Raw genomic sequence first — 10,853 nt, 5'->3', positions numbered from 1 at the left:
GGGGGGGCCCGGGGGGGGGGGGTGGGGGCCGGGGGGGGGGGGGGGCGGGCGGCGGGGGGGGGGGGGGGGGGGGGGGCGCCCCACCGCCGGGAGCCGGGTCAGCGGGCGTCGACCACGGGGTTGCTGAGGGTGCCGATCCGCTCGATGGTGGCCTCGACCACGTCCCCGGGCTGCAGGAACTGCGGCGGGACCATCCCGGCGCCGACCCCCGACGGGGAGCCGGTGGCGATCACGTCCCCCGGCTCCAGGGTCATCCCGGAGGAGATGTCGGCGATCAGCCGGGCGACGCCGAACAGCATGTAGCGGGTGTTGGAGTCCTGGCGCAGCTCGCCGTTGACCCGCAGCGAGAGGTCGAGCCGCTGGGGGTCGGGGATCTCGTCGGCGGTGACCACGACCGGGCCGAAGGGCGCGTAGCTGTCCTGGCCCTTGGAGAAGAACCACTGCCCGGAGCGGCGCTGGTCGCGGGCGCTGACATCGTTGACGATGCTGTAGCCGAACACGTGCCGCAGGGCGTCCCGTTCGTCCACCCGGAAGGCGGGTGCGCCGATCACCACGGCGAGTTCGCACTCCCAGTCGAGCTGCTTGGTGAGGTCCGCGTTGTGCAGGATCGGCTGTCCGGGCCCGGTCACGGCGGTGGCCGGTTTGCCGAACAGGACCGGGCGGTCAGGGAGTTCGCGTTCGGTGTCCAGGCTGCGGTGCGACTCGGCCACGTGCTCCACGTAGTTGAGGCCGACGCCGACGATCTTCCCGGGGCGCAGCGGTGCGCGCAGCGAGGCCTCGGCGAGCGGACGGGTGTCCGGCGTTCCGGCGAGCAGCTCGCGGACGGCGGCCAGGGCGGGCTCCCCGGCCCGGACCAGCGCGAGCAGGTCGGCCGGGAGCCGGACCCCGGCGGCGGTGGCCAGGGCGGTCAGGTCGGCGACCCGGTCGGTGCCGATCCGGGCGCCGAGGCGCGGGGTGTCGTCGCCGTCGGCGCAGTAGGTCAGCAGGTGCATGGCTCCGGCTCTCCTGTCACGGGGTGGTGATGGGCTGGTGTCCGTCGTGGTCCGGGTAGGCCTCCTCGCGGTAGAGGCCGAGCGAGTGCATCACCGGGAAGTCGTTGAAGGAGAACAGGCAGGCGTCCTCGCTCTGGTCGAGGTTCGCGTGTTCGTGCCAGGCCCAGGACGGGACGACGAAGATGTCGCCCTGCTGCCAGGCGAAGCGCTGCCCGGCGATCACGGAGACGCCGCGGCCCTTGGCCGCCGTGTAGACCACCGAGCCGGTGTGCCGGTGCGCGCGGGTGGCCTGGCCGGGGCGCAGCAGTTGCAGGTGGGCCGCCATGGTGGGCATGACCGAGCCGCCGGTGACCGGGTTGGTGTACTCCATCACCACGCCGTCGTAGGGGGATCCCTCGGCGGCGCGGGCGAGTTGGCACAGCGCGTGGTAGCTCGGCTCCCAGGGCCAGCCGAGCAGCGGCGAGTACGGCCGGGTCCACTTCTCGACGCCGTACGGGAGCAGGTTGCCGCCGTAGCTGAGCAGTGAGGAGTTCACCACCGGGCCGGGGCGCTGGTGGAGTTCGGGGTGGACTTCGTAGAAGTTCGCGTCGAGCGTGTTGACCAGCGGGATGTCCAGGCCGTCCTGCCAGATGACCGGGTTGTCGTCGGCCTCGTTGCCGTGCTCGTGCCAGGTGTTGTTGGGGGTGATCGCGAAGTCGCGCGGGCCGACCTCGAGCCGCTGCCCGTCCACGATGGTCCAGGCGCCGCTGCCCTCGTGGACGAAGCGCAGCGCGGAGGCCTGGTGGCGGTGCGCGGTCATCGCCTCGCCGGGGCCCATGATCTGCAGGCCGGTGTACAGCAGTCCGACGGCGGCGCTGAGTTCGCGACGGCCCGGGTTGACCAGCATCACCACCCGGCGGCCGGCGTCGTCGGCCTTCACCAGCGGGAGCGCCTTGCGGACCAGCGGGCGCAGGTCGGCGTAGCGCCAGAGCACCGGGACGGACCGGGGCTGGGGGTACCAGGGCTCGATCTCGTTGGCGACCGTCCACAGGGCGCCCGCCTCGTTTTTGGCCAACTCATCGTAGTAGGCGAGGAGTTCGGGGCTGTCGGTGACCCGCGCGCGGCCGATCCGGTCGTCGTCGTAGTCGTCGTCGCCGGGGCTTCCGGATCCGCGGACGCCGTCGCGGGGGCTGTTCTCGCTGGTCATGCCTCCTCCTCGGGGAGCACCAAGGGCCGCAGCGGGCGGTTGTCCACGTGCAGCCGGAAGACGTCGAAGCGGTTGTAGTGGCCGACGATGTCGTGCATCTGCTTGGGCTGGATGCAGCGGCCGAGGTCGATCTCGGCGTAGACGATGCCCTCCTCGTCCACCAGGGGCTCGGTGACCGCCCGGCCGTCCGGGCCGAAGACGCCGGACAGCGCGCTGCGCGGGCGGGCGAGCTGCTTGCGGACCTGCTGGTCCTCGCCGGCGATCAGGTCCACCATCTCGGGCGAGATGGTGGAACAGGACACCACGGTGAACAGCTTGCCCTCGAAGCAGTGGGCGGCGGCGCGCAGCGCGATCGCCTCGGCCATGTCGTAGTCCTCGGGGGCCACCGGCAGGGCGATGTAGCTGGCGGCGTGGACCAGTTCGCCCTGGGCCAGCAGGGTGAAGCGGGCCAGGGTGTTGGTGTTCTCGCCGCAGGCCAGCGCGCCGAGCGGGCCGACGGCCGTGTGGTGGACCCGCAGCGAGCTGCCGTCGCCCTGCGTCCAGGTCAGCTTCTCCGCCCAGGTCGGCACCAACTTGCGGTGCACGCCGAGCAGTTCGCCGTCCGAGCCGATGATCAGCAGGGTGTTGTACAGCACCCCGAGGCTGTGCCGGCCGCGCTCGTTGACGCCGATCACCAGGACCACCCCGGCCTGCCGGGCGGCGGCGCGCAGGGTGTCCACGTGCGGGCCGGGGACGTCCACGGCGGCGCGGTACAGCCGCTCGTACCAGGGCGAGCCCTGCACCGGGGTCATCGTCCAGTTCCAGTAGGGGTAGCCGGGCACGAAGACCTCGGGGAAGACCACCAGGCCGGCGCCGTGGCCGGCGGCCTCGTGGATCAGCGCGACGGCCTTGTCCACGGTGGCGGCCGGGTCCAGGTAGACGGGCGCGGCCTGCACGGCGGCGGCGGTGAAGCGGGGCAGGTCCGGCACGGTCACTCCTCGGTCCGGGGCAGCCAGCGGCGGTGGACGGGCGGGGCGGGCTCGGGAAACAGGTGGAGCCGGGGGGCGACCCGGTCGGCGCCCGGGCCCGGGGGTTTGCGGCTGCCCGCCAGCCAGGGCTCCGGCCAGCGGGCGCCCGGGCCGCTGTACCCCTGGTCGGCGGCCGCGTGCAGGGTCCAGAACGGATCGTGGAGGTGGGCGCGGCCGATCGCGACCAGGTCGGCGCGACCGGCCAGCAGGACGGAGTTGGCGTCGTCGTGGTGGGAGATCGCGCCGACCGCGAGGGTGGGCAGGCCGGTGGCGGCGCGGACCAACTCGGCGAACGGCGTCTGGTAGCCGCGCCCGTACGGCGGCCGCTGGTGCGACACGACCTCGCCGGTGGAGACGTCCAGGGCGTCCGCCCCGGCGTCGGCCAGCGCGCGGCAGATCGCCACCGCGTCGGCTTCGGTGGTGCCGCCGGGGGCCCAGTCGGCGGCCGAGATCCGCACCAGCAGGGGCCGGCCGGCGGGCCAGACGGCGCGGACGGCGGCCAGCACCTCCAGCGGCAGCCGCAGCCGGTGGGCGAGCGGGCCGCCGTAGCGGTCGGTGCGGTGGTTGGTGAGCGGGGAGAGGAAGGAGGACAGCAGGTGTCCGTGGCCGAACTGCAGCTCGAGGACGTCGAAGCCGGCCCGCGCGGCGCGCTCTGCGGAGGCGGCGAAGTCGGCGGTCACGGCGGCCAGGTGGATCTCACCGGCCTCGTGCGGGGTCCGGCTGTGGGCGTCCCAGGGCAGCGGCGAGGCGGCGAGCAGCGGCCAGCCCTCGGCGAGCGGACGGCCGATGCCGTCCGGCCCGGGGACGGTCGTGGCGGCGCGGCGGCCGGCGTGGGTGAGCTGGATGCCGACCGGGGCGTCGCTCACCGCCCGTACGGCAGCGCGGAGTTCGGCCCAGGCCGTCTCCTGGTGGTCGCTCCACAGACCGGGGCAGCGATCGGTGGTCCGGCCCTCGGCGCTGACGGCCGTCATCCCGGCGATCACCAGCCCGGCACCGCCGAGCGCGTGCGCGGTGAGCTGCGCCCGGTCGAAGGCGCTGGGCAGCGCGTCGGGGGAGGTGAAGGTGGCGAGCGGGGGCACCACGACCCGGTTGCGCAGTTCCAGGGCGGACAGCTTCAGCGGCCGGAACATCGGCGGCACCCCGGGCGAACCGCCGACGGCGGCGTCCACCGCGTCCGTGAAGGCGCGGTCGCGGGCGCGCAGGTTGCCGTAGGTGACGCGGCGGCTGCGGGTGAGCAGGTTGAAGGCGAACTGGTCGATGGCCTGACCGGTGCGGCGGCCGATCGTCTCGAACCACTCCAGGCTCGCCTGTGCCGCCCGCTGGGTGGACTCCACCACCGGCCGCCGCTCGGCCTCGTAGGCGGTCAGTGCGGCGTCCAGGGTGGGTTGTTCGTTCAGGGTGGCGGCCAGGGCGAGGGCGTCCTCCAGGGCGAGTTTGGTGCCCGAGCCGATCGAGAAGTGCGCGGAGTGGGCGGCGTCGCCGAGCAGCACCACGTTGCGGTGGCGCCACCTGGCGTTGCGGACGGTGGTGAAGCGGATCCAGCGCGAGGCGTTGGGGATCAGCCGGTGGCCGTCCAGGTGCCCGGCGAGCAGCTCCGCGCAGCGCCGGACGCTCTCCGTGTCGCTCTCGCCGCGCGCCGAACCCCGCTGGGCGAGGGCCTCGAAGCCCGCGCGGCGCCAGGCCTGCCCGGCGGCCTCGACGATGAAGGTGGAGCGGGTCGCGCTGTACGGATAGGCGTGCACCTGGAGGACACCGAAGTCGAACTCCTCGACGATGAAGGTGAACGCCTCGAAGACCCGGTCGGTGGCGAGCCAGATGTAGCGGCAGTCCCGCTCGTCGAGCTCGGTGCGGAAGGCCTCCGGGTAGGCCGCCCGGGTGGTCGAACGGATGCCGTCGGCGGCCACCACCAGGTCGTACTCGTCGGCGAGTCGCTCGACCGGTGGGGCCGGCGTGCGGTAGCGCACGTCCACCGCCAGCTCCGCGCAACGCCGTTGCAGGATGGCGCGCAGCCGGTTGCGGTCCAGGGCGGCGAAACCGTGGCCGCCGCTGGTGCGGACCTGGCCGGCGTAGCGGACGTCGATGTCGCTCCAGCGAGCGAACTCGGCGCTGATCGCGGCGAAGACCTGCGGATCGGCCTGGGCGATGCCCTCCAGCGTCTCGTCGGAGAAGACCACGCCGAAGCCGAACTCGTCCTCCCGGGCGTCCCGTTCGAACACGGTGATCTCCCGGTGCGGCGCCAACTGCTTGGCCAGCGCGGCGAAGTAGAGCCCGCCCGGGCCCGCTCCGATCACCGCGATCCGGCGGACCGCGGCCGTCACGCCGACACCTCCGCCTGCTGCGGTCCGGCCTCGCTCAGGGCCCGGCGCACCGGTGCGGGCCAGGGCTCGGCGCCCTTGGTGTGCGGGGCGGCGTGCACCACCGACATCCGGCCGCTGGCGGCCAGCCCGTGCGGGCCGTGCACCTCGAAGGCGTAGTGCAGCGAGGAGTCGCCGACCCGGACCACCCGCAGGTCGGTGCGGACGACGTCCCCGAACCAGAGCCGCTCACGGTAGTCCGCCTCGAAGTGCACCCGGGGGATCCGCCCGAACAGGTCGGCCAGCCCGAGCCGGCGCAACAGGGCCGCCTCGGCCGCCTCGGCCCAGCGCTGGACGGCGGAGAAGTGGTAGTGCCCGGCGGCGTCGGTGTCGGACCACTCGACGCGGCGCTCTATCGTGACGCTGGCGGGGTTCAGGGCGGCCCTCCTGCGGAGTTCGGCGCGCAGCAGCTTGCCGGTGGCGGTGCGCGGCAGTTCGGTGACGAACTCGACGGCGCGCGGGTACTTGTACGGCGCGATGGTGCGCTTGACGTGCTCCTGGAGCTCCTTGACGGTCTCCGGCCCGGCGGACACGCCCTCGCGCAGCACCACGTACGCCTTGACCACCGTGCCGCGCCGCTCGTCCGGAGCGGCGACCACGGCGCTGTCGGCCACCGAGGCGTGGTCGGCGAGCGCCTGCTCGACCTCGGGCCCGGCGATGTTGTAGCCGGCCGAGACGATCATGTCGTCGTTGCGCGCCTGGTACCAGAAGTAGCCGTCCTCGTCGCGGACGTAGGTGTCGCCGGTGAGGTTCCAGCCGTTGCGGACGTAGCCGTGCTGACGCTCGTCGTCCAGGTAGCGGCAGCCGGTCGGGCCCTTGACCGCGAGCAGTCCGGGCCGGCCGTCCGGCACCGGCTCGCCCTGCTCGTCGAGTATCGCCGCCCGGTAGCCGGGGACCGGACGGCCGGTGGAGCCCGGGCGGATGTCCTGGTCGGCGGCCGAGATGAACACGTGCAGCAGTTCGGTGGCGCCGATGCCGTCGATCAGCCGGTGGCCGGTGGCCGCGTGGAAGGCCTCCCACACCGTGGCGGGCAGCGGCTCGCCGGCCGAGACGCAGCGGCGGACGCCGGCCAGCAGGCCGGCCGACCCGGCGGCCAGGATCGCCCGGTAGGCGGTCGGCGCCGTGAACAGCACGCTCACCCCGTGGCGGGCCACCTGTTCGGCGAGCTGCTCGGGCGTGGCCTGCTCCAGCAGCAGGCTGGCGGCGCCGGCGCGGAGCGGGAAGACCAGCAGGCCACCGAGGCCGAAGGTGAAGCCGAGGGGCGGGGTCCCGGCGAACAGGTCCTCGGGGGTGGGGCGGAGCAGGTGGCGGGAGAAGGTGTCGGCGTTGGCCAGCACGTCGCGGTGGAAGTGCAGGGTGGCCTTCGGGCGGCCGGTGGTCCCCGAGGTGAAAGCGATCAGCGCGACGTCGTCGGCGGCGGTCGGTACGGCGGTGAAGCCGGGGGACTGGGCGGCGCAGCGGGCGGTGAGGTCCTCGGGGCCGGTGCCGCCGAAGGGGAGCACCGGCAGGTCGGGGGCGTCCGCCCGGTGGAGCTCGGCGAGGAAGCGGTGGTCGCACAGGGCGGCGGAGGGCCGGGCGATCCGGACCAGCTCGGTGAGCTCGGCGGCGCGCAGCAGCGGCATGGTGGTCACGACCACCCCGCCGGCTTTCAGTACGCCGAGCCAACAGGCGGCGAGCCAGGGGGTGTTGGGGCCGCGCAGCAGGACGCGGTTGCCGGGGACGAGGCCGAGCTCGTCGGTCAGCAGCCGGGCGACGCGGTCGGCACGGTCGCGCACCTCGCCGTAGCTCCACTGGTCGGTGGGGGTGAGCAGGCAGCGGCGGTCGGGGCCGTACCGGGCGATCGTGTCGTCGAGCAGGGCGGCTGCGCAGTTCAGGCGGTCGGGATACGCCAACTCGGGGAGATCGAAGACGAGTTCGGGCCACTGGTCGAAGGGCGGGAGATGGTCGCGGCAGAACGTGTCCACATGTGCTGAGGGGGAGAGCTCCATGGGCGGGCACCTCATCGTGCGGCGGGAGTAGAGCCAGTATGGCGCTCTCGTGACGCCAGTCAAGGGAGCGATACACGCATTCGGGCGACGGGGCGACCGGGCGGCGGGCGGCGGGCGACGGGCGACGGGGCGACGGGGCTGGGCGACGGCCGGGTGACGGGGGCCGGGCGGCGTCCGCGCGACGGCGGGTAACGGCGCCGGGGGCTGCAGTGGCGGGGTGGCAGCGGGGTGGTGCGGGTGACGGTCCGACGGAGCCGCGGCCCGAGGGGTTTCGGGACGTCCGGAAGGCGGGCGGCGGGCGGCGCACGGAACGCGACGCCCCCGCGGGCCGGTTGGCCTGCGGGGGCGTCGGGTTGCTGGGTGTCGGGTTGCTGGGCGGTGGGTTGCTGGGGGCGGGCCGCTGCCGACTCTCAGGCGATGTCGCAGTGGAGGGCGGCGTCCGGGGTGCGGCCGTCCTGGGCCTGCTGGGCGCGCTCGGCGAGCAGGCGGGCGAGCAGCACCAGGGCGGGCGTCGCGGCGGCCGCTCCCGGGCCGTCGTCGCGCACGTGCAGCAGTGCCGGGCCGACCCGGACGAGCGCCTCCGTCCCCGAGGTGCCGTGGACGCGGGCAGCGCTCTGGTCGCCGATCACCGGGACGGTGAGCACGGTCGCGGCGTCAGCGCCGTCGGTGCCGAGCCGGGTGCCGAAGGCCCGGCCCGCCGCCTCGGAGGAGGCGAAGGTGACCACGGTGAACTGCACGGACTGTGCGGATTGCGCGGACTGCGCGGACTGAACGGGCGCGGCACGGAACGTCACGGTGGCGTAGGCGAGTTGCTGGTCGCAGGCGTCCGGGAGCAGGCAGGGCACGCCGTCCCCGGAACCCGCCCCGGACAGCGGACCGCTCTGCACCTGCCAGCCGACCGGCAACGCCGCCGCGTCCGGCAGCACGCCCCGTACCCGGGTGGGGTCGCGGATCGTTCCCGCGGCGTGGGCGAAGTCAGGCCCGCTGGGGTGGAGCAGCGGGCGCGACCCGAGGTTGATCCCCAGCGCGACCAGCGCCGTGATCAGGACCAGCGCGAGGGCGACGACGATCGCGGTGTTGCCGCGGCGGGCGGCGAGGGCCGGGGCACCGGCGGCGGCCGGATCGACCCGGAGCTGGACGGTGGTCGGGTCGCCGGCGGTGGTCGGGTCGCCGGTGCTCGCGGGGCCGGAACGGAGCTGGACGGTGGCGGCGTCCCCCTTCGCCCCCGACCGCAGCTGGACGGTTCTCGGATCGGCGGGTCCTCCCAGGTCGGTGGTGGCCAGGTACTGCGCGAACGCCGGGTCGGCGACCAGCAGTCCCTCGACGGCGGCGGTCAGGGCGTCCCGCGCCGCCGGGTCACCCGGGCTCGCCTCGATCGCCGCCAGGGCCCGGCGCCCCTCCGGCATCAGCCGCAGTCTGGCCCGCACCACCTCGGCGACCGCCTGCCCCGGTCCGGCGGCCGTTCCCCGGGCCAGCCGCACCAGTGCCCTCACCGCGCCCGTGACCGGCTCCCGTTCGTCACGCATGGCAACTCCCCCCGCCGCACGAGTCGTTGACCCCACGATCCCGTCCCGCGGAGCGGTCCGCACCCCGGCGTGCGGAACGGAGACGCAACTGCAACCGGCCTGACGTGCTCGGCCGGCCCGGGCGGCTTCTCCCGGGGGCGGCCGTGGCGGTCGCGAGGGTTGTGGACGCCTGGGACGGGTGCGAGGGCCGGGGCGGACGCGCCGGCTGCGGCGGCGGCGCAGGGGGTGGTCGGTCGTCCGGACGAGGTGGTCGCACGTGGTGGCGAATAGCTGTCAATATTCCGAACGCCAGGGCGGCTCCCGGTGGTTCGGCACCGCACATCCCGCCGTCGGGGTCAATCCCGGACGTGTACGTGCCGATACCTCCGATAGCCGTCATTACGCCGTTCGGAGGAGTCCACATGCCCGAGCTGTGGCTGCCCGGTGCCGAGGTCCACGACCTCGGCGACCACGCGCCGACCGACCAGCAGTACCCGCCGAAGGCCATCGCCCACATCACCTGGGACCGCAACGCGACCGCCTCGGCGCCGCAGGACTGGTGCACCTACGAGTCCCTCGTCTCCTACTTCACCGGCGGCGGCGCCGGCGACGCCCCGCACCTGGTCTGGGACCCGTTCAGCGGCCGTGCGACGCAGCTGTTCCCGGCCGACTCCCGTTCGAAGAGCCTGCTCAGCCCGAGCCAGAGCCCGACCCGCACCAACCGGGCCGGGAAGGTGGTGATCCAGATCGAGGCGGTGTTCTTCCCGTACTGCCGCTACCAGGGCAAGGTCTACGCCCAGCTGGTCGACACCCCGTGCGCGGGCTGGGACCGGATCCACGCCTGGATCTCCTCCTGGGGCGTGCCCGACGCGTGGCCGATGGGCCGTCCGACCGACTTCTCCGCCCACCGCGACGAGCAGGTGTGGGAGAGCCGCGGCGGCTGGTACGCGCACGCCCACGTGCCGTACAACGACCACACGGATCCGGGTTCCTGGCCGGACTTCACCGGCCGCTCCGGCTCCCCCTCCGGGCCGCCGTCCCAGCAGCAGCCGGCGCCGGGCGACCCGACCCCGGCCCGGTACCAGGCCACCGTCAACGGCCTGGCGTACGGGTACGGCGCCCACGGCTACCAGGTGACCGCGGTCGGTCGGGCGCTGGTCGCCCGGGGCTTCGGCGCCCACTACCGGTCCGGGCCCGGGCCGGACTGGACCGACGCGGACACCGAGAACTACGCGGACTACCAGCGGAGCCTGGGCTACACCGGACACGCGGCGGACGGCGTGCCGGGCGAGACCTCGCTGCGCCGGCTGCTCGGCTACCTGCCGGGGCCGCGCACGGTCTCGCTGGCGCACGTCGTGGCGGCGGCGCGCAGCGACCCAGGGGCCGAGCAGGGCCACCTGACGTACGGGTCGGAGGTGGCGATCGTCGAACAGGCGCTGGCGGACGAGGGACTGCTCGAACAGCGCTGGGTGGACGGCTCCTTCGGCAGCCTCACGGTCAGCGCGTACGCGGGCTGGCAGCGTCGCTGCGGCTACGCGGCGGGGGCCGCGGACGGGATCCCCGGCCGGGACTCGCTCCACCGGCTGGGCGCGGCACGGGGGTTCACGGTGACGGACTGAGCGGACGGGGCCGGGCGGCGGTCCGACCGGTGGCGGGCTGACCGGCGGCGTGCGGTCGGGGCGCTGCCCCTAGCGCTGCCGGGGTGCTGCCCGGGGCGCGGTCGGCCTACGGGGGGGGACTGCCGCTACTCCCGGTGGAGTTGGCCTCCGGCGGTGACACGCCGAACGCGTACTCACCAGGGAGTACGCGAGATTACTTCCC

General features: G+C 74.6%; 6 protein-coding genes and 2 pseudogenes. 1 reads left to right on the top strand and 7 read right to left on the bottom strand.

Annotated features, from left to right (window positions below):
• Positions 1-98: 98 nt before the first annotated feature.
• The 7 genes and pseudogenes from ACGF07_RS24490 to ACGF07_RS24460 form a co-directional block, all read right to left on the bottom strand.
• Positions 99-992 carry a fumarylacetoacetate hydrolase family protein gene (locus ACGF07_RS24490; protein WP_392902006.1) on the bottom strand — a complete coding sequence of 298 codons (894 nt, stop codon included), beginning with the start codon at positions 990-992 and terminating at the stop codon, positions 99-101.
• Between the two features lie 16 nt (positions 993-1,008).
• On the bottom strand, positions 1,009-2,178 hold the full coding sequence (locus tag ACGF07_RS24485; protein ID WP_392902004.1) for a cupin domain-containing protein: 1,170 nt from the start codon (positions 2,176-2,178) through the stop codon (positions 1,009-1,011).
• A complete protein-coding gene (locus ACGF07_RS24480; protein ID WP_392902003.1) occupies positions 2,175-3,146 on the bottom strand; it encodes a carbon-nitrogen hydrolase family protein in 972 nt (323 codons plus the stop codon). Before ACGF07_RS24480 ends, ACGF07_RS24485 begins: the two co-directional genes overlap by 4 nt.
• A gap of 2 nt (positions 3,147-3,148) precedes the next feature.
• Positions 3,149-5,503 (bottom strand): FAD-dependent monooxygenase, encoded by a 2,355-nt coding sequence (locus tag ACGF07_RS24475; protein WP_392902001.1) that lies wholly within the window; start codon positions 5,501-5,503, stop codon positions 3,149-3,151.
• A pseudogene (locus ACGF07_RS24470) lies at positions 5,500-5,844 on the bottom strand (acyl-CoA thioesterase); the annotation flags it as partial. The pseudogene ACGF07_RS24470 and the gene ACGF07_RS24475, both read right to left, overlap by 4 nt.
• 72 nt (positions 5,845-5,916) lie before the next feature.
• Positions 5,917-7,527: pseudogene (locus ACGF07_RS24465) on the bottom strand (AMP-binding protein); the annotation flags it as partial.
• 410 nt (positions 7,528-7,937) lie between these two features.
• Positions 7,938-9,053: a hypothetical protein gene (locus ACGF07_RS24460; RefSeq protein ID WP_392901999.1), complete on the bottom strand. Its 1,116-nt coding sequence runs from the start codon at positions 9,051-9,053 to the stop codon at positions 7,938-7,940.
• Between the two features lie 401 nt (positions 9,054-9,454).
• On the opposite strand from ACGF07_RS24460, the gene ACGF07_RS24455 reads away from it, so the two are divergent.
• Complete coding sequence (locus tag ACGF07_RS24455) at positions 9,455-10,651, top strand: peptidoglycan-binding protein (protein ID WP_392901997.1); 1,197 nt, start codon at positions 9,455-9,457, stop codon at positions 10,649-10,651.
• Positions 10,652-10,853 lie beyond the last annotated feature (202 nt).

It is taken from the genome of Kitasatospora sp. NPDC048194 (assembly GCF_043202455.1).
Taxonomy (GTDB): Bacteria; Actinomycetota; Actinomycetes; order Streptomycetales; family Streptomycetaceae; genus Kitasatospora.
This window is presented reverse-complemented; position numbering and strand designations above follow the sequence as displayed.

Coding starts and splice junctions, on each gene's coding strand:
- ACGF07_RS24490 (WP_392902006.1), bottom strand. CDS start 992: ATGCACCTGCTGACCTACTGCGCCGACGGCGACGACACCCCGCGCCTC.
- ACGF07_RS24485 (WP_392902004.1), bottom strand. CDS start 2,178: ATGACCAGCGAGAACAGCCCCCGCGACGGCGTCCGCGGATCCGGAAGC.
- ACGF07_RS24460 (WP_392901999.1), bottom strand. CDS start 9,053: ATGCGTGACGAACGGGAGCCGGTCACGGGCGCGGTGAGGGCACTGGTG.
- ACGF07_RS24455 (WP_392901997.1), top strand. CDS start 9,455: ATGCCCGAGCTGTGGCTGCCCGGTGCCGAGGTCCACGACCTCGGCGAC.